Genomic DNA, 17,073 nt, shown 5'->3' with positions numbered 1-17,073 from the left:
CCTGATCTTTTCCTTACTGGCTTCCCGTGTTCCGGAGTCGGTATTTCCTGCGCCATTCCGGCCCCCTCGACGTTCGTCGATCTAATTCCTTCGCCATTTTTTTGCGTCAGTAATCCTGGCGACTTGGAGTGACCCGCCGTTCGGGGGCTGTCTTCGTCAGCTCGGCCATCGCTGCATCGCGTCTCAACATTTCTCGCAGTGAACTAATCCGTCTGCCTCTGGGCTGCCTTGTGTTGCCCGGACGGATGGAGATCAGGACATCCATATGAAAACACCTGCTTTCGTCGGGCGACTTGCTCTTGCCATTCTCATCTTCCAAGCATTGTCGGCCCATGCAGCCGACAGGCCAAAATCATTCTCCATCACCGATCAACAGATTAAGGCACTGGGTATTCAGCTCGTGCGGCTCGATCAGCAATCCGAAGCGCTGGCAGTACAGTATCCCGCCCAAATCACCGTGCCGCCTGATCGCGAGCAAATCATTAGTTCTCCGCTGGCCGGCATGGTATCGCAGATTCTTGTACGTCATAACGAGACCGTGAAGCAAGGTGCGCCGCTACTGCGCGTCGTGAGTCCGGACTTTAGTCAGTTGCAGATGCAGTTGATGACAGCGAATGCAAAGTACAGCCTGGCCGCGCAAAATGCTCAGCGAGAGAAGGCGCTCTTTGATGAAGGCATCATTGCCCAGCGCCGGGTGCAGGAGTCGCAAGCCGCGCTGCAGGAGAGTGAGGCGGCCCTGTTCCAGGTCAAAGCAGCTCTCCGTATGGCAGGTTTTATGGACAGGCTGGGCACCGCCGGCACGGTCGAGGATGGTTTCATTCTACGCGCCGCCAAGGGCGGTATCGTGACTGATATCGAGGTCAAACTTGGGCAGCGTGTTGATGCCAGTACGCCGCTGATGCGCCTGACACAGGCTGACGTATTGACAGCAGATATCCATGTTTCTGCTTCGGATGCAGCCACTTGGCGTGCCGGGACGCCGGTGAAGGTCAAAGGCATCAATGTCAAGGGCAAACTCCTTAGCGTTGGCACCAGCGTGGCCGCGGGCAGCCAGAGCGTGACCTTGCGCGCCTCTCTGGAGGGCGGCCAGGGAGCGCTGCTGCCCGGCCAATTCGTGACCATGGAGCTGATGCCTGAGAAAACACCCGGTAGCTGGGATGTTCCGCTATCCGCCATCGCGTACGACGGGGATTATGCGGTTGTCTTCGTGCGCACGGCAAAAGGATTCGACGCCCGTCCGGTTAAGGTGCAAGCTAGCGCAGCTCAGCGTCTGCGTATCCTGGGCGCGCTGCAACCCAATGAAAAAATTGCCACTAGCGGCATCGTTGCCCTGAAAGGCGCGTGGTTGGATGACAAGGGAGGGAAATAATGCTCGCCCGACTTATCCAGTTCTCCCTATCCCAGCGACTGTTCGTGTTGCTAGGGGCACTTATGCTTGCCGGAGCCGGATGGTTTGCGTTCACCCAACTGCCGATCGATGCATTCCCCGATGTATCCAGTACGCAGGTCAAGGTAATCATGAAAGCGCCCGGCATGACCCCCGAAGAGGTCGAGAGCCGTATTGCAGTACCGATCGAGGTGGAAATGCTTGGCATTCCCAAGACCAAGATCCTGCGCTCGGTGACCAAGTACGGACTGGTCGATGTCACGATCGACTTCGAAGATGGAACCGACCGCTATTGGGCACGCCAGCAGGTTAACGAGCGCCTTGCCGGGATCGCAGAGTTGCTTCCTCAGGGAATCAGCGGCGGCATGGCCCCCGTGACAACACCATTAGGTGAAATGTTTATGTTCACCATCGAAGCGGATGGAATGAGTCTGGCGGACAAGCGCAGTTTGCTCGATTGGGTAATTCGTCCCGCGTTGCGTACGGTCCCAGGCGTAGCGGATGTAAATTCATTGGGTGGAATGGTCCGTTCGTTCGAGATCATCCCCGATCCACTCAAACTTGCCAGCGCCGGTATCACGATGGCGCAACTGAAAGATGCATTGCGCAGTAATAACATGAATGATGGTGCCGGACGCCTGTCTGAAGGTGGCGAGGTTCTCCTGGTCCGAACCGAAGGCAGTATCCAGAATCTGGATGACCTGCGTTCCGTTGTCGTCACCGTTAAGGACCGCTCGCCCGTGCGTGTCGGTTCATTGGCCGAAGTTCGTGTCGGAACGATGACACGCAATGGTGTGGTCACCAAGAGCGGACAAGGCGAGGCGGTGCAAGGGCTGGTATTGGGGTTGGCCGGCGCCAATGCACAAAAGGTAGTCGAAGGAGTCAAAAAGAAGCTTGAAGAGATCCAGTCGACTTTACCCAAAGGGGTAACGCTCGATGTCTTTTATGATCGGGCCTCGTTGGTTGATAAGGCGGTAGGTGCGGTTTCTCGTGCACTGCTGGAAGCGACCATTTTGGTTCTGGTACTGCTCGGACTGTTCCTCGGCAACGTGCGGGCAGCAGTAACCGTCGCTTTAGTACTACCGCTCGCGGCTCTTATCACATTCATCCTCATGCGCAGCTTTGACATGTCGGCCAACCTTATGAGCCTGGGAGGGCTGACGATTGCGATCGGTATGCTGGTGGATGCAGCAGTGGTGGTAACTGAAAACATCGTGCAGCGGCTGGCCGACGACAAGAGTGACGGAAAACTTCCCAGATTGCATATCGTATATCGGGCCGTAAAGGAAGTTGCAGTGCCCGTGACATCTGGAATCCTGATCATCATCACCGTATTTTTGCCGTTGCTGACTTTGCAGGATCTGGAGGGCAAGTTTTTCGCGCCGGTGGCAATGGCTATCGTTTTCGCGTTGGCCGGCTCCCTGCTGCTTTCCTTCACCGTCATTCCCGTCATCGCATCTTATCTCATCAAGAATGTCAGCCATGAAGAACCTTGGCTGCCGCGTAAGCTGCTGCAAGCATATTCCCCTTTGCTTGAATGGGTACTTAGACATCAGCGGGTGGTATCGATTGGCGCAGTCCTGATGTTGGCGCTGGCTGGCGTGCTCTACACGCAGGTAGGCAAGACATTCATGCCGACCATGGATGAGGGGAGCTTGATTGTCGGCATTGAAAAACTCCCCTCCGTGAGCCTGGAGGAAAGCGCAGCAATTGACTTGAAGATTCATCAGGCACTGATGAAAGAGATCCCGGAGGTGACGGGAGTGGTGGCGCGCGCCGGTTCCGATGAGATTGGCTTGGATCCAATGGGTCTTAATCAGACCGACACTTATCTGCTGCTTAAGCCGCAGAGTGAGTGGCGCATGAAGACAAAGGACGAGTTGCTGGCAGAAATTCGCAAGGTCCTGGATACCCTGCCTGGCATCTCTTACAGTTTTACCCAGCCTATCGAAATGCGCGTCTCCGAGATGATCATTGGCGTACGGGGCGACATTGCGGTCAAAATATTCGGCCCCGACCTTGAACAGCTCAACTCATACGCGACCCAGGTTGAACAAGTGCTCAAGACCATCTCCGGCAATCAGGACGTATATACGGTTCAAAACGATGGGGTGCAATACATGCGGGTGATCGTCGACCGTATGCAGGCAGGCCGCTTGGGCCTCTCGGTGGAAGACGTCCAGGATGCGCTGCGGGTGCAGATCGAGGGCCAGCAGACAGGCACGGTGATCGAAGGCAACCGTCGTACCCCCATCCTGTTACGTGCTTCTGAATCGATTCGGCTGTCACCTGCCGAGTTTTCGGCAGTTCGTATCACTGGAAAAGATGGTATGACGGTTCCTCTGTCCAGTATTGCGACTCTGGAGCGCGCGGCTGGACCAGTCAAAATCGACCGGGAGATGGGTAGCCGCTACAGTGTTGTTATCGCCAACGTCAGCGGCCGCGACCTGGTGGGCTTCGTGCAAGAAGCGCAAGCCAAAGTGGCGCAGAAGCTGAAATTGCCAACCGGCTATCGTATGAGCTGGGGTGGGCAGTTTGAAAACCAGCAACGTGCTGCGGCCCGTTTGGGCGTAGTAGTGCCCATTTCGCTGGGATTGATCTTCGTACTGCTGTTTGCCACTTTCGGGTCGATCAGGCAGGCACTGCTTATTCTCAGCATCATTCCGTTCGCGCTTGTGGGTGGCATCGTGGCCTTGTGGCTGACCGGTGAGTACCTGTCTGTTCCTGCTTCGGTGGGCTTCATCGCCTTACTCGGGATTACGGTGCTCAACGGTGTCGTTCTCGTGGGCTATTTCAATCAGCTGCGACATGAGGGAATGCCGTTGCGCGAAGTCGTAGTCACCGGTGCCAAGCGACGTTTGCGGCCTGTGATGATGACCGCGTCCATCACGGCGTTTGGCCTGATTCCGCTGCTGTTCGCAAGCGGTCCCGGATCCGAGATCCAGCGCCCGCTGGCCATCGTGGTCATTGGTGGCCTAATTACTGCAACCGCATTGACCCTGATGCTATTGCCTATCCTCTATCTTAAGTTCGCTGGCGCCGACAAAGAACCCAGCCAGGAGATCAAGCATGTCTGATTCCATCATCACTATCTTATGTCCACGCAATCTTGAAGAGCAATTGCTGGATTCATTGCTCGTCGCGCCTGACGTCGCTGTGTTTACCAGCGTAACCGTGGCAGCACACGGGGTTGAGCGGGAACGCCTGTCCGCGTCCGAACAAGTTCTGGGGCGTGCGGTCATGACGCAAGTTCAAATCCTCTGCACTGAGCAAGCCAAAGATAAGTTGCTCTCCGGTCTGAAAAACACATTTGCTCGTTCGGGGCTGCGCTACTGGGTGACGGCCGTGTTCGAACAAGGAGAATTTGCATGAATCTTCGTAGCACTTTACTGACAGCGCTCTTTCTGCCGTTGTTCGCGCAAGCCCAAAGCTCCCCCGGCATACCGGACGGTCCGATCCCGGCGCTGGTTGCGCGCCCCCTGTTGGAACAGGATCCCTCCGTTGCTGCTGCGCGGGCCACGCTGGATGCGGCACGTCGAGAATCCAATATTCTTGACGCATCGCCCTATGAATGGACGGCGCGCGCTACCGGCCAGCGCCGTCGTGTCGAAAACGAAGCGAACTCGAATGAGTGGAACGTCGCTCTGGAGCGCACGATCCGCCTGCCCGCCAAGGCGTCGGCAGACCGCAAACTTGGTCAGGCGACGGTGGATGAAGCCGAGGCGCGCTACGGCGAAGCCATGCACGAGGCTGCGCGCGATCTACTGGAGTTATGGATGGCCTGGTTGCAGGCCAATGCCAACTATGAACTCAGCAAGAGCATGCAGCAGTTTGCGGTAGAAAATCTTTCTGCCGTACAGAAGCGTGCGAAAGCCGGTGATGCCGCCAAGCTCGATGTGAGCCTGGCGCAGTCCGAGTTGGCGGAACAGCGTCGACAGACCAACGAAGCCAAGCTTGGTGCTTCATTGACATGGACACAACTGCATAGCCGCTTCCCAGGTTTTGATGGACAGTTCTCCAATTTCCCCAACATCTCCGCGCTGGCGCAGGATTCTGGTTATTTACAAGCCCGAATTCGCGAGCAAAGTGACCGGTTTAAGGCTGCCGAGGCCGCATGGCGAAGCGCAGATGCACAAGCACAGCGCAGCAGAGCCGAACGGACGCCAGACCCCACTCTTGGGGTCTTCAGTGGATCCGAGGCGCGCGGCAGGGAGCGACTCGTCGGCGTATCGATCAGCATCCCGATCCCGAGTGGGTCCCGCAGCGAGAGGGCTATCCAAGCGACGCATGTGGCGGAGGCCAAACGCCAGGAACTTGAGGCTATTCGGAGGCAGATCGGCGCCGAAATCGATTCATCGATCATCACTGTGCAAAGCAACTACGATGGCATGCTACTGGCAGAGGAAAGCGCGAACTCCATGCGTGAGAACGCGCGTCTGATGCAGCGAGCCTACTTGTTGGGTGAGGGCGATTTGCAAGGATTGTTGCTTACCCAACGCCAAGCCGCCACTGCCCAGCAAGGGGCATTGGGAGCCAAGACTTCGGCGATCAGGAGTTATTACCAACTATTGATTGACTCTCATCTGATCTGGGGGCTGGAACAGAACTGACCTGAGCGCCGCCGGCTGATCGATGGAATGCTTGGCAGACGGCCCGGGATATGTATGTTCACGTCTATAGATGATGAAGACGCCCCAAGATATCGTCCGCTGGTTGGCAACCAGACCCAAACTGATGGATCTCTGTAATGAGTTTCCAGAACAATGGGAAATCGCCCAGCAGCAATTGAACGAAGTGATTACAACAGGCAGTCCCGAGGATTTGAGGCGACTGACAGAGAATCCGCCCGAGTGGCCACGGCATCGTAAGGGTTTTCGGCAAGAGGTGCTAACAAAGGCCATGTGGGAGGCGACATACAGGCAGGTTCGATATCAGATGATTTGCTTGGCCGTGAAGGACTGCAGTTTGTCGTTGGCAAGCGGAAATGCCAGAGGAAAAGTGCGCTTCAACTTCTGGAACGGGGGGCTTGCTCAGTGGCTGCTATTCTCCCGCGGGTTGGAACGGAAGATGGTCAGCTTGCGACTATTCAGGCTGATCTGGCCCTTGTTGGGCCAGCGGGAGCTTCTGATGCCGTTGGTATCGTCTAAGGGGATTTACTGTTTTTACAGTCGCGATTTCGTCAGGACTCTTGCAAAGCTGATCGGCCCTAGAAAAACGCTGGAAATAGGTGCGGGCGACGGAACTCTGACACGCTTCTTAAAGGGATGTGGAGTGAAGGTTACCGCAACCGATGATTACAGTTGGGGCCACCGGATAAAGTATCCCTCTGACGTAGTGAAATGCGATGCGGTCTCTGCCCTTGAGCGGTATGCGCCAGAAGTCGTAGTGTGTTCGTGGCCCCCGGCAGAAAATCCGTTTGAGCATCATATTTTTCAGACATCCAGCGTACAGCTCTACATCATGATCGGAAGCCAGTATCAAGTGGCGAGTGGAAGTTGGGGAGCCTATTCTGAACAAGAGAACTTTGAGATGGTGGAGGCAGCAGAATTAGCGAAAATGCTGATCCCCCCTGAGTTGGGATCTGCGGTCTACTTATTCACTCGGATAAAAAGTGTGAAAAATGAAAGCAGAAAATGAATTCCTTCGATTTTCGGTGAGATCGCTTAAGTCGTGTGACGGAGTGCCCCAGTTCGGTGGGGTATGCGCGTCATCTTCAAGGTATTGATATGGGTGAGGTTAATGATGTCTATTCTGTCTAATTTACTTGAGGCCACCAAGGTGGTGCACGCCAGGCACAGCAAGATCGCCGCCTATGTCAGCGCACTCGTGGCGATTCCGATCTTGGTTGCTTGTGCCCATACACATCCGGGCGTCGCCCACTGTACCATTCTGCTGCAGTCCAGCCACTGCGTTGAAGTACCGGTCGAAGAGGAAGTCGTGGCGGCACAGGCCCGTACACTCAATTCAGCACCGGTTGGAAAAGTGGCGATCTACGTGTTGCGGCCCTACGCACAACAGCGCAACACCGTTTCGCAAGTCTTCGTCGACGACCGTCTGGCGGCGACGCTAGGCCCGATGACCTTTTTCCGCATCGTGGCTGAGCAAGGCACGCATCGGATTCGAATTGAAACAACGGGGGTGGCGAACCGGGAGTATGAGATTTCCGGCGACGCTACTACTTATTTGCAATACCAGCTAAGCGAAACCTTCACGACGGTCCGAGGTGAAATTACTGAGCAGACTGAGGCCCAGGCCAGAGCCCGTGTGGCGCGCTTGGATCTGGTGAAATCAGCTGGTGCGCTTCCTTAGCAGGTGGCCAGCGGCATTTTCTTGGAATCTGCCAGCCTCTTCGATGTAGCCTTGCACCGTTCCGTCATGGCGCCAGCCGCCTTGGCGCTTGATGTCCCGAAAGTCTGCGCCGGCGCGATAAGCGCTGGTCGCCATGCCCCGGCGCAGGCTGTGACTGGAAAGATCCGGTACATAGTCCAGTCCCGCCATACTTGCGCAATCAGCCAGGATCGCGTTGATGCTGGCGGGGTGGATGGCGTGCTCGCCTAGCATCGCCCATTTGTTAATGGAACGGAATACCGCTCCGTCGCCAATTCCTGCGGTCTCCAGCCAACCTCTCAGAGCGGTCGCTGGGCAGCACGGGCCGGCACCGTAGGGAATCGCCTTGACGATCCCCTGGCCTTGTTGGTCTGTCTTGGAGCGCTGCAGCGTCACGATCAAGCCATCCGGCTCCCATGCAAGATCAGAAACCTGCAATCCTGCGAGCTCACTTCGCCGAAAGCCGCCAAAGAAGCCCAGCTGCAGCAGCGCGCTGTCCCGCTTAGCCTTGAGGGTATCCACGGAATCCAACTTCACGATGATCTTTTCAAGATCCTCAATCGGGAGGGCCTTGGCCTGCTTTTTGGGGCGTCCGTGGGTGCGCCCAATGCCTTTCAGGGTCTTGCGGACCGTCGGGGTGCCGGCAGGATCAGCAAAGCCTTGGTAGAGATGCCATTGCGACAAGGCCGTCAGGCGCAAGGCCAGGGTACGCGCATTGAGGCTGCTGGCATGGGCTAGCAGGTAGCGGATGACTGCATTCTCGTCAGCCGGCAGGATGCCACCCCAGGCCAGGAAATGCCGAATGGCGGAACGATAGGTGAGCCGGGTATTTTCGGACGTCGCTGCGGCGAGGAAATCCCTATGGGCCGCTTCAACATCTGCGGGCAATAGCGTACCGGCAGTCATCGCATTGCTAATGGCAGGGATAATCTCAGAGGGAGGCAATTTGTCGCTCATTTTGGCTCATGTACCGCAACGGGGCGTCATAAACGATGAATGACGCACTATAACATTCCATAACGCTTCTTATAGTGTGTTATATAACTGATCTCATCATAAATTTTCAATTGCATTTAAACGTATTATTACGTATATCGTAATACGATACGTTATTTAATGGAGTTCCCATGGCCCGTGCTGGCATCCTCTACTCACAAGTCGCCAAGGCAGCCTCCCAACTGGCCGCCGCTGGCAAAGCACCCACCATCGACATGGTTCGCGAAGCGCTCGGAGATACGGGAAGCAAGAGCACGATCGCCCCCATGCTCAAGCGCTGGAAGGCCGAACATCAGGAAGTAGTTGCCAGCGGCGACACCGGCTTGCCAGTCGATCTGGTGGAGGCCGTCAAGGGTGTTTACCAGCGGCTTCAGGATGATGTGGCCAGGCGGTTGGAGGCGGCCAACGAGGCATACGAGCAGGCCCAGGCGACCGTACGCAATCAGAGAGACGCCGCCTTGGCCGCGGAAACCCAACTCCGCCAGGTCCACGCCACCTTAGTCCGAGAGCACGCTCAGACCCAGCAAGCCTTGGTGAGATGCCAGCAGGATCTGCAAACCAATGCTCTCACACTCACGTCCGCTCAAACTGAGAATGCCGGCCTCCTGCAACGGCTGAGTGATCGCGCCGCCGAGGCTCATGCCTTGAACCAGCAGCTGACACAGACCCGCACCCAGTTTGAGGGGTCTCTTTGATTCCTGTGCAATTTGCGACGGTAGGCTGACCCTGTAGCGGCGCGGCTTTTCGGCCGACGATCATCAAGTTCCTTTTAAAATCAGTCACTTGCTGACTGGTCGCCTTCTCCCCTCATGCCCAGCCCACTCCTATGCGCAACCGGCCCCAGGCCATCATTTGACCTACGCCTCGGTCTGTTTTAAAAGGATAATATTAGTTATCCCTTATTTATAAATTTAAAACTTACGTTTTTATCTTTTATAACGTTAGAAATGTATGTAATACTATTGAAATATCCTCGTTTGGAGCCCCAATGCCGCGCGCCTCCATTGCCTCTCCCGCTCAGATCCGCTCTACCATCCTGGCGATGCTCGCAGAAGCCCACGACGCTAGTCCCGCAACCCGTGAGCGCTTCCGACGAGTTGTGTCCGTCCGCAAGCTCAAGGATCGCCTCGGCGGCGGTGACCCAGCGACGTTGGGGCGTGCGATAAATGCAGTCGAATCCGAAATCGTCACAGCGGGCCTGGCGGACATCGCCATGCCCGACATTCCGAACGAGATTGCCGAGCTCATGCGGCAGCTCTGGCATGCGGCGGTAGCCACGCAATTGGATGAGGTGGTGAAGCTCAAAGCTGAAGCGCAGCAATCCGTCGCGGCAGCCAACTCAGCTGCGGCCGAGGCCAATATGCGGGTGGATATGCTCCGAGAGGAATTAGAGGCGGCGCGCACCCTGCTGGCAGCCCGCGACACCGAGCTGGCGCAAGCACGGGCCGATCTGTCCGTCGCCCGTGTTCAGATGTCCTCCCTGGAAGAACAATCAAAGCAGGCACAAGCGATGTCGCAAGCGCTACGCGACCAAGTCGCTGCCCTTGAGCGGTCGCGGCAGGAAAGTCTCTCTGCAGCTCAGCACCGGTACGAGGGATTATCCAAGCAACTGCTGCAGGAGACCGCGCAACAGCGGCAAGCACTACAGCAGGAACAGAGTCGTTTGGCCTCTCAACTTAAATTCGCAGAGCGTCGCATGGCATCGCTGGAAGAATCGCTCGCGCACGCAGAGGCTGACGCCGGGGCCGAACGAGACAAGCGACAGACCGCCATCGGCGAAGCCAACGCGTTAAGAGCGGTCAATGCCAGCCAGCGGGCTCAGCTTGACGAGTTGATGCGCGCCACGCTGTCGAAGACCCCAGCGTCAAACCGTCGATCTGTCGCGCCCAGCGAAAAGCCGGGGAGCAAGCGTGCGGCACCTCGTCGCAAAGGAGAGTAAGCATGGCCCGATGGTTCGATCATGGCGTGATGCCGCCCGTCCTCGTGCCAGAGACGGTAGACGCCGCGCTGACCTACCTTACGCATGCATTGGGTCATCCTTGCTATGAGCGATGGACCCTACGCAGGGTAAAACAAGCCTTTCCCTCATTGCGTGAAGCTAAAACAGCCAAGCCGGTACTGTTTAATCTGCTTCTTGATCATTCCGAAGCGGTCGAATGGTGGGAAAGCGGTCGACTTCGTACTGCTGAAGTAAGCAGCGCACCGGCGCCGGCAGATGTGATGGAGCGCCTCCTGCGTAACCATCGGCAGCGGTTCCGCCTGCAAGAACAGGCTACACAGCTGACGCCAGACCGCGAGGAGGAGCACAACTGGCTCGCTATAATTGATCCCCACCGTGTAGCCTCGCTGTCGGCGTGGTTGTCACGCGGTGGGCGCTTCGTCAATGGCGAGTCCACCACGAATACCTTGGCTGTCCAGAACGATACCCTGGCGACTTCGCTGTTCTTGCGAGATCGGGCAAGCCGATCACGCCACACTCTGCGCGCCTACGGGGCCGACCTACGGCGACTTATTGGCTGGTGCCGCGACCAGGATATTGGCCCGCTTTCTGACCTTACCAGGAACGATTTGCTCCGCTATAGAGATTACCTGCGTAGACCGCGCATAAGCGTTGATACTGATGGCCAGCGGCGCGTTATTGCCGTCGGCGACCGCTCCCAGGCTCGCGCACTTGCTGTTGTGGCGAGCCTCTTTCAATACTGGTTTGATACCCGTTATCTGATCGCGAACCCGGCCTCGGGCTTGGTTGTCGGCCTCCAGGCAAGAAATGAATTTGCACCCAAACGATTTTTACCTACCGCAGCACTTTGCGCATGCGACGCGTGGATGAAGAAATGCGTCGAGGCACCAGATATTGCCATGTTGCGCCGCCGGGCCATCTGGGTACTGTATCGATACGGCGGGATTCGGCTCGCAGAGCTCGCGTGGGAAATCGATACCAATCTGCCCCGCATAGCAGTTGACATGGACGGCCAGTGGACCTTGTATGTGGACGGTAAAGGCAACAAACCTAGGGCTGTACCCCTACCCAACGTTATCATCGAACCCGTTTCCTCCTATCGATCTGCACGCGGCCTGCCGCCAGCTCCGGCCCCGCACGAAGTGCTGCCCCTGATTCACGGGCTCAAGGGGGGAACGCTACGCGAAGCGGGACTGTACAGGGAGGTCAAGGCCATCTTTACATCGGTCGCTGCCACACTGGAGACCGACGATCCAATGCAAGCTTCACTGCTGAGCGCCGCCTCGCCCCATTGGTTACGCCACGCCTATGCCAAAGCCTTGGTAGTCGATCATCAGGTACCACTGCCCGTTGCGCAGGCATTGTTGGGTCACGCATCCGTGCAGACCACCGCTGCTTATTCCAAGACAGATCTGACTCAGCTGCGAACTTTCGTAAACTCCAGCTTTAATACGTGATACGCCACTGGCGGCGTACGATCAGCCCGCAACCTGACAGACCTGATCCACGCAAAATTTTCCGCTCTCAAAATGTAGGTTTCGCAATGATATGGCATTGTCGGTATAGTAAGCGGATCGAGCGCTGTATTCTCCCCGCTTGAATTTCTTCCTCACCCAAAATTCCTCCTCGACGGTCGAGCATGAAACTGAAGTCTTACAACGTGGCTGAATGTTTTTCGACGTTCGCGTTGCCACACATTCTTTACGTTGACCAGTTAGCTGATCGAGAAAAAGCTGTGATGATTTGTTGCTTGGGCTGGAACATTGCGCTCTTCGATTCGCTGGATCAACAAGAAGAACAGATTGGACGGCTATGGGAGCGGATTCATGCTGACAATCGCAAGGAGCCTCGGCCAGGCTTGGAACAGGGATTCAAACAAGATTTGCGGGCAGTGGTCAGACAGAAGCGCCTGCTATTTCCGTGGCTACACAGCGCAATCAAGAGTGCCTATCTCGTGCGGGTCGATCAGCATGACGTATTGCAGGTGACCGCTAACAACAGCGACCACGAATTCAAAGTGGTTACGCACCCAGATCCAATGGGCTTGCCGAAGATCATCGAACAATTGCGCTTAATGCAGGAAAATACGCAGAAACAGGTTGGCCTGGCTCGGCGTCTACGCAGTGTCCCTGAGGCGCTGGGGGACATAGCGATCACGCAAATGATCACAGCTTACTGTGTGCAGCGTGCTGACCTTTTAGGCTATCACCGGCTGCTTTCTTTGTGGCGCGAAACTCAACCCGGCCCTAGCGTAAAACGGGTCATCGCTCACTGGCTGGGCGTTATTGCCGAAATTGACAAAACTTCGGAGGCAGTCATCCAGACTCTTGCTGGAGATCCGGACTACGCTAGTTGATCTGGTCTCCTACGACTGGTGCGAGAACGGACTCGCTAGTCCATGCGTACAAACGACCACCATCTCGACCAACAAACATTTTCCCCAGCCTTCGGCGCGGCCAGCAGCGTGTTGCGAATCGGAACGACCTTCGGCGAAAGCCGACATTTGGGGCCATCCGGCCGAGGTATGCCTCAGCCGGCGCAGTGACTAGCCCAAAATTAGCTTTCTCCAACACACGCAACAACCGATCTGGATTGCCGGACACGCTGGAATATCAGGTCAATCGATTCTCGTGATTAACGGCTGTGGTAGAGGGGATTCAATCCCAGATAGACGACGGCATTCGGCGCTGCAAAATCGGCCGGAGCAATTTTTGCGAGTTCGAATGGTCGCCGACCGAAAGTGTCGAACTTCCATACGAAACTTTTTCCTTGAGCGACGAAACGAATAGTTTCACCCTGATTCACATTGACGTACTTAGTCGAAGGATCGATTTGAATCTCCCGATCAACCAATGCATTGGACACGGACATTCCGTAAGGATCAGCGACTTGTGCGGTCGCTGGTGCGCTAAGGCCGACAAGCGATGCAAGCAGAACAATTGAGGCCGTAGCGGCAGCAAAGGTGACCTTCATGATTGGCTCCACAAAAATTAATGAGCCTTCATTCTATGCACCCGAAGATTACCAGCCCGCGTCCGGGCCATTACGTTTATGTAATCACCGCGTCTGATCTAGTTAGTCTTCGCCGTTCGGTGGTGCCACCAGGCGCAAGCGTTCCAACATCTTCTTGGCGACACCTTCATCTTGGATCTTCAGCGTAGGAACAGCGCTAAAGAAAGACTCTACTATCTGATACTCAAGGAAGGCAGCACCCGTTGGATCTATCGTTTCCTGAACGTCCTTGCTAGAGGGCACGGTGACTTTCAGAGTATGGATGCCAGGTGCCACCCTCAGCCTAGCAAAGGTCTGCGGGGCGAGTGCTGTGACGAGCTTGTCATCTAGGTACACCTTGGCCTGATGGGAGCGCTCTTGACTGTAAGGACGGCTAACGTAGACGTAATAAGACCCAGCCGGAGCTGGTTTAAATTTTTTGACGACCATCTCGTTTTGTAGATCACTCATCGGCACCTCGGCACAACGACTGCTCTGCTGCATAATCGTGCAAGGCAGCGTGCTCTCTTTGTCCTCGTGAGTGGTAGCGCATGCGGCGACCAGTATCGCCACCCCGGTAAGGGCGCATATGTTCCTGAACGCCTTATTCCTATAGATAGTCATTATGCTTTCCTTTAAGTGTTATCTGCGCAACGACGCTGTTCATGCCGTCACAAAACGGGGCAATGTTCTATCAATATAGCGCCGCGCTGACGGCTAATGAAACTGAAATTTACCATTACGGGAATGTAATTGGCGTGCAATGTCTCTGTGCGGAGAGCCTCTTTAAAATCCTCTTCAACGATCAAACATCAGTCCTACCTGAGGTTGGTCGACCAGCCCCTTCGAGCGGGCTTTCTGAAATGATTTTAGGAGAAACGATATGATTACCACCTCTCGCGCATTTGCTTTTTCTTTGCTGGTACTTGCAGCCGGTGCGGCCTCTGCCCAGACCTACGCATCCGACATCAACCAGCGTGACGCGGCCAACGTTACGGCGCGCAACAACTACCCGGTCGTGCCGTTCACCAGCACCAAGACGCGCGCCGAAGTGATCGCTGAATTGAAGCAGGCTCAAAACGCAGGGCTGATCACCAACGGCAACGATTATCCGATCGTTCGCCAAGCACCTTCGCAGAAATCGCGCGCGGACGTGAAGCGTGAATCGACAGAGGCCCGCAGCTCCACGACTTCTCTTTATCAAGGCGCGTAATCAGCCCTTTTTATGCTCGCTTAGGGCTTCTCTCCCTAATTTGCCACTGTCGCGCTTGTCGTTTCAGTGGCTTTTTTTACGTCCTGCGCAATCCGCTTCCTTAGGCCACTGTACGAGGAAAGATCAGACTGAAACTCGTCTTTCCCTGTTCTGATTTCACGGTTACATCGCCCTGATGGGCATGCATGATGGCCTTGGTAATGGATAGTCCCAGGCCAGCCGAATCCGTGTCGGCCTTCGTACGCGATTTGTCTGCGCGGTAAAAACGCTCAAATAAATGCGGTAGATGCTCCGCTGGGATCTCGGGGCCGTCGTTTTCGACATGTACGATGACGTTGGTCGCAGACTTGCTAATCGACACAGCGATGCTTCCGGACGAAGGCGTGTAGCGCATCGCATTGGAGATCAAGTTGCTCAAAGCGCGGCGTACCATGAGACGATCCCCCTTGATGAACGCCTCTCCGGAAAGCTGTAATCGCACTTCTTTCTCTTCGGCGAGTGCATCGTAGAAGTCGAAAAGCTCCGCCGTTTCTTCGTGCAGGCTCAATGCCTCATGACTAGGCAGACTGATACCGTTCTCGGTCTGTGCCAAGAACAGCATGTCGGAAATGGTTCTAGCGAGTCGTTGCAATTCCTCTGCATTGGAGGAAAGTGTGTCCCGATAGGCCTCGTTCGTTCGCTGCTGGGTCAGCACCACGTCCGTTTGCGTGAGCAAGTTGGTGATGGGCGTGCGCAACTCGTGGGCAATATCAGTAGAAAACTCGGTGATGCGATTAAAGTCGCGTTGAAGACGCTCCAGCATCGCGTTTAGCTTGGCCGCAAGGTCCGCGATTTCGATGGGCAAGGTCTCGACGGGCATGCGTTCGCCGAAGTTATGCGAAGAGACCGCCTGCACCTTATCCGACATCGCTCGCAACGGCGCCAACCCGCGCCGCGCCGCCCACCAGCTTAGCAAGACTACAATCAGCGCAGATCCAGTCACGTATAGCACCAAGGTCGTCTGAAAATTACGCATGAAGTGCTCATGGATTTCCGTATCGACGGCCACGACGATTTGCAGATCCTCGCCGCTTTTCTCGTCTTTCAAGTGAGCCTTGATTGCCTGGAACTCTTGGTGACCACCATGTGCAATGGCAAAGAAACGGCCAGCCCTGACAGTGTGGGCGGCGGCTAAAATCTGTGTAGTAGCTTCTCCCAGCGTCGAGTAACGCGTCACTCCGTCTGGCGAGCCGATGTAGACATAAAAATCCGGATGATTATGAAGAGCCTCTCCGAAAGTGGAATTCACTTCTTGCGCACCTCGCTCCTGTACTACTTTTCGGATAAGCTGCAATTCTTTTTCAAGGAGTTGCTCATCCTGTTCCGTGAAATGTTTAGCGACTGTGGACGTAATGAGTAGGCCCAGGCCTACGAGCACGGCAGTCGAAGCCACGGCGAAGAGCCCTGCGAGCCGGAGGGTGAGGGAGCGTTGCCGTATCATGCTGAGCTTTCTGCGAGCTCCGGTGCATCCAAAATGTAGCCGACTCCTCGAACAGTCAAGATCAGCTTGAGATCAAAACCATCGTCGACCTTCGCCCTTAGCCGGCGAATCGCCACATCGATCACATTGGTGTCGCTGCTGAAATTGATGTCCCAGATCTGCGATGCAATCAAAGAGCGCGGCAATACCTCACCACGGCGTCGCGCCAAGAACTCCAGTAAGGCAAATTCCTTGCTTGTAAGCACCAGCTTCCGGCCGCCTCTACTGGCAGTGCGTCGCGGGAGGTCGAGCACGAGATCAGCCACCGTCAACCGATCTTGTAGCAATACGCTGCTACCCCGACGCAACAAGGTACGCACCCTCGCCAGTAGCTCGGAAAAAGCGAATGGCTTGACGAGGTAGTCGTCGGCACCCATCTCCAGCCCCTTGACGCGGTCGGAGACGCTATCTCGGGCCGTCAGAAACAAAACGGGGACCGTCTTTTGGGCGTCACGAAGCGACTGGACGATGCGCCAGCCGTCCACGTCGGGCAGCATGACGTCCAGAATGACCAAGTCATATGGCTCGGTCATGGCCAAGTGATAGCCGTCCAAGCCATTTTTTGCCAAATCAACAACGAACCCTGCCTCGGTCAGTCCGCGCTGGACGTACTCACCGGTTTTGGGCTCATCCTCAACCACAAGAAGTTTCATAGTATTAACATGTAGAACAACCACTAC

16 protein-coding genes are annotated in these 17,073 nt (G+C 55.8%); 11 read left to right on the top strand and 5 right to left on the bottom strand.

The genetic code is table 11. The features are described from left to right. Nucleotides 1–265: 265 nt before the first annotated feature. From E2K99_RS12310 to E2K99_RS12285, 6 genes are all read left to right on the top strand, one after another. Nucleotides 266–1,369 carry an efflux RND transporter periplasmic adaptor subunit gene (locus E2K99_RS12310; protein ID WP_050470050.1) on the top strand — a complete coding sequence of 368 codons (1,104 nt, stop codon included), beginning with the start codon at nt 266–268 and terminating at the stop codon, nt 1,367–1,369. After that, complete coding sequence (locus E2K99_RS12305; protein ID WP_061286720.1) at nt 1,369–4,464, top strand: efflux RND transporter permease subunit; 3,096 nt, start codon at nt 1,369–1,371, stop codon at nt 4,462–4,464. Before E2K99_RS12310 ends, E2K99_RS12305 begins: the two co-directional genes overlap by 1 nt. Then, complete coding sequence (locus E2K99_RS12300) at nt 4,457–4,759, top strand: DUF3240 family protein (protein ID WP_050470052.1); 303 nt, start codon at nt 4,457–4,459, stop codon at nt 4,757–4,759. The genes E2K99_RS12305 and E2K99_RS12300 overlap by 8 nt, the downstream gene beginning before the upstream one ends. After that, nucleotides 4,756–5,997: a TolC family protein gene (locus tag E2K99_RS12295; protein WP_050470053.1), complete on the top strand. Its 1,242-nt coding sequence runs from the start codon at nt 4,756–4,758 to the stop codon at nt 5,995–5,997. Before E2K99_RS12300 ends, E2K99_RS12295 begins: the two co-directional genes overlap by 4 nt. Nucleotides 5,998–6,067: 70 nt before the next feature. Beyond that, complete coding sequence (locus tag E2K99_RS12290; protein WP_050470055.1) at nt 6,068–7,024, top strand: class I SAM-dependent methyltransferase; 957 nt, start codon at nt 6,068–6,070, stop codon at nt 7,022–7,024. A 63-nt stretch (nt 7,025–7,087) separates the two neighbouring features. Then, nucleotides 7,088–7,696 carry a hypothetical protein gene (locus tag E2K99_RS12285; protein ID WP_050470057.1) on the top strand — a complete coding sequence of 203 codons (609 nt, stop codon included), beginning with the start codon at nt 7,088–7,090 and terminating at the stop codon, nt 7,694–7,696. Here E2K99_RS12285 and E2K99_RS12280 read toward each other — a convergent pair. After that, nucleotides 7,676–8,671 carry a site-specific integrase gene (locus tag E2K99_RS12280; protein WP_077235334.1) on the bottom strand — a complete coding sequence of 332 codons (996 nt, stop codon included), beginning with the start codon at nt 8,669–8,671 and terminating at the stop codon, nt 7,676–7,678. The genes E2K99_RS12285 and E2K99_RS12280 overlap by 21 nt on opposite strands. A gap of 170 nt (nt 8,672–8,841) precedes the next feature. Between E2K99_RS12280 and E2K99_RS12275 the strand changes: the two genes are divergently transcribed. The 4 genes from E2K99_RS12275 (at nt 8,842) to E2K99_RS12260 (ending at nt 13,026) form a co-directional block, all read left to right on the top strand. Next, nucleotides 8,842–9,405, top strand: a complete 564-nt coding sequence (locus E2K99_RS12275; RefSeq protein ID WP_134222391.1) for a DNA-binding protein — start codon at nt 8,842–8,844, stop codon at nt 9,403–9,405. A gap of 293 nt (nt 9,406–9,698) precedes the next feature. Beyond that, a complete protein-coding gene (locus tag E2K99_RS12270; protein ID WP_134222390.1) occupies nt 9,699–10,649 on the top strand; it encodes a DNA-binding protein in 951 nt (316 codons plus the stop codon). Between the two features lie 2 nt (nt 10,650–10,651). Further along, nucleotides 10,652–12,127, top strand: coding sequence for a tyrosine-type recombinase/integrase (locus E2K99_RS12265; RefSeq protein WP_134222389.1), 1,476 nt, complete (start codon nt 10,652–10,654; stop codon nt 12,125–12,127). A 182-nt stretch (nt 12,128–12,309) separates the two neighbouring features. Further along, nucleotides 12,310–13,026 (top strand): hypothetical protein, encoded by a 717-nt coding sequence (locus tag E2K99_RS12260; RefSeq protein ID WP_134222388.1) that lies wholly within the window; start codon nt 12,310–12,312, stop codon nt 13,024–13,026. Between the two features lie 278 nt (nt 13,027–13,304). Here E2K99_RS12260 and E2K99_RS12255 read toward each other — a convergent pair whose 3' ends face one another. Both E2K99_RS12255 and E2K99_RS12250 read right to left on the bottom strand, forming a co-directional pair. Continuing rightward, nucleotides 13,305–13,643: a CzcE family metal-binding protein gene (locus E2K99_RS12255; RefSeq protein WP_134222387.1), complete on the bottom strand. Its 339-nt coding sequence runs from the start codon at nt 13,641–13,643 to the stop codon at nt 13,305–13,307. Nucleotides 13,644–13,745: 102 nt separating this feature from the next. Beyond that, complete coding sequence (locus E2K99_RS12250; RefSeq protein ID WP_134222386.1) at nt 13,746–14,285, bottom strand: hypothetical protein; 540 nt, start codon at nt 14,283–14,285, stop codon at nt 13,746–13,748. Nucleotides 14,286–14,544: 259 nt separating this feature from the next. On the opposite strand from E2K99_RS12250, the gene E2K99_RS12245 reads away from it, so the two are divergent. Next, nucleotides 14,545–14,874 (top strand): DUF4148 domain-containing protein, encoded by a 330-nt coding sequence (locus E2K99_RS12245; RefSeq protein WP_134222385.1) that lies wholly within the window; start codon nt 14,545–14,547, stop codon nt 14,872–14,874. Between the two features lie 100 nt (nt 14,875–14,974). Here the strand turns inward: E2K99_RS12245 and E2K99_RS12240 are convergent, their stop codons facing one another. Next, entirely contained in the window at nt 14,975–16,354 is a 1,380-nt protein-coding gene (locus E2K99_RS12240; protein WP_134222384.1) for a heavy metal sensor histidine kinase, read from the bottom strand. Further along, nucleotides 16,351–17,046: a heavy metal response regulator transcription factor gene (locus E2K99_RS12235; RefSeq protein WP_134222383.1), complete on the bottom strand. Its 696-nt coding sequence runs from the start codon at nt 17,044–17,046 to the stop codon at nt 16,351–16,353. The genes E2K99_RS12240 and E2K99_RS12235 overlap by 4 nt, the downstream gene beginning before the upstream one ends. Nucleotides 17,047–17,073 lie beyond the last annotated feature (27 nt).

This window comes from Herbaspirillum huttiense (assembly GCF_004367745.1).
In the GTDB taxonomy this organism is placed as follows: Bacteria; Pseudomonadota; Gammaproteobacteria; order Burkholderiales; family Burkholderiaceae_D; genus Herbaspirillum; species Herbaspirillum huttiense.
Note: the sequence above shows the minus strand (reverse complement) of the source record. Positions and strands in the feature narration are given on the sequence as shown.

What these genes read in the sequence shown, in the direction of transcription:
- E2K99_RS12310 (WP_050470050.1), top strand. Translation starts at nt 266, where the DNA reads ATGAAAACACCTGCTTTCGTCGGGCGACTTGCTCTTGCCATTCTCATC.
- E2K99_RS12305 (WP_061286720.1), top strand. Translation starts at nt 1,369, where the DNA reads ATGCTCGCCCGACTTATCCAGTTCTCCCTATCCCAGCGACTGTTCGTG.
- E2K99_RS12300 (WP_050470052.1), top strand. Translation starts at nt 4,457, where the DNA reads ATGTCTGATTCCATCATCACTATCTTATGTCCACGCAATCTTGAAGAG.
- E2K99_RS12295 (WP_050470053.1), top strand. Translation starts at nt 4,756, where the DNA reads ATGAATCTTCGTAGCACTTTACTGACAGCGCTCTTTCTGCCGTTGTTC.
- E2K99_RS12290 (WP_050470055.1), top strand. Translation starts at nt 6,068, where the DNA reads ATGATGAAGACGCCCCAAGATATCGTCCGCTGGTTGGCAACCAGACCC.
- E2K99_RS12285 (WP_050470057.1), top strand. Translation starts at nt 7,088, where the DNA reads ATGCGCGTCATCTTCAAGGTATTGATATGGGTGAGGTTAATGATGTCT.
- E2K99_RS12280 (WP_077235334.1), bottom strand. Translation starts at nt 8,671, where the DNA reads ATGAGCGACAAATTGCCTCCCTCTGAGATTATCCCTGCCATTAGCAAT.
- E2K99_RS12275 (WP_134222391.1), top strand. Translation starts at nt 8,842, where the DNA reads ATGGCCCGTGCTGGCATCCTCTACTCACAAGTCGCCAAGGCAGCCTCC.
- E2K99_RS12270 (WP_134222390.1), top strand. Translation starts at nt 9,699, where the DNA reads ATGCCGCGCGCCTCCATTGCCTCTCCCGCTCAGATCCGCTCTACCATC.
- E2K99_RS12265 (WP_134222389.1), top strand. Translation starts at nt 10,652, where the DNA reads ATGGCCCGATGGTTCGATCATGGCGTGATGCCGCCCGTCCTCGTGCCA.
- E2K99_RS12260 (WP_134222388.1), top strand. Translation starts at nt 12,310, where the DNA reads ATGAAACTGAAGTCTTACAACGTGGCTGAATGTTTTTCGACGTTCGCG.
- E2K99_RS12255 (WP_134222387.1), bottom strand. Translation starts at nt 13,643, where the DNA reads ATGAAGGTCACCTTTGCTGCCGCTACGGCCTCAATTGTTCTGCTTGCA.
- E2K99_RS12250 (WP_134222386.1), bottom strand. Translation starts at nt 14,285, where the DNA reads ATGACTATCTATAGGAATAAGGCGTTCAGGAACATATGCGCCCTTACC.
- E2K99_RS12245 (WP_134222385.1), top strand. Translation starts at nt 14,545, where the DNA reads ATGATTACCACCTCTCGCGCATTTGCTTTTTCTTTGCTGGTACTTGCA.
- E2K99_RS12240 (WP_134222384.1), bottom strand. Translation starts at nt 16,354, where the DNA reads ATGATACGGCAACGCTCCCTCACCCTCCGGCTCGCAGGGCTCTTCGCC.
- E2K99_RS12235 (WP_134222383.1), bottom strand. Translation starts at nt 17,046, where the DNA reads ATGAAACTTCTTGTGGTTGAGGATGAGCCCAAAACCGGTGAGTACGTC.